Consider the following 489-nt stretch of genomic DNA (forward strand, 5'->3'; position numbering starts at 1 on the left):
TGCTGACGGAGGCCAAAGTCGCGTCGATCCTGGTCACCCACGATCAGAGCGAGGCGCTGTCGTTCGCCGATCAGGTGGCGGTCATGCGCAACGGTCGGCTGGCGCAGGTGGGCGCGCCGCAGGATCTTTATCTGCGCCCGGTCGATGAACCGACCGCCAGTTTCCTTGGCGAAACGCTGGTGCTGACCGCCGAGCTGGCGCACGGCTGGGCCGACTGCGCATTGGGGCGCATCGCCGTCGACGATCGCCAACGCAGCGGCTCGGCGCGCATCATGCTGCGTCCGGAGCAGATTCAAATCGGTTTGTCCGATCCGGCGCAGCGCGGCCAGGCGGTGATCACCGGCATCGATTTCGCCGGCTTCGTCTCCACCCTCAATCTGCAAATGGCCGCCGACGGCGCGCAGCTCGAAATCAAAACCGTCAGCCGCGAAGGCCTGCGGCCCGGGGCGCAGGTCAGTCTCAACGTGATGGGGCAAGCGCATATTTTCA

General features: G+C 65.8%; 1 protein-coding gene. It reads left to right on the top strand.

Features of this window, described 5'->3' with window-relative positions:
* On the top strand, positions 1-489 hold a 489-nt coding region (locus J0A67_RS23525; RefSeq protein ID WP_498366378.1), incomplete at both ends, for a TOBE domain-containing protein.

It is taken from the genome of Algoriphagus aestuariicola, from assembly GCF_017254835.1.
In the GTDB taxonomy this organism is placed as follows: Bacteria; Bacteroidota; Bacteroidia; order Cytophagales; family Cyclobacteriaceae; genus Algoriphagus; species Algoriphagus aestuariicola.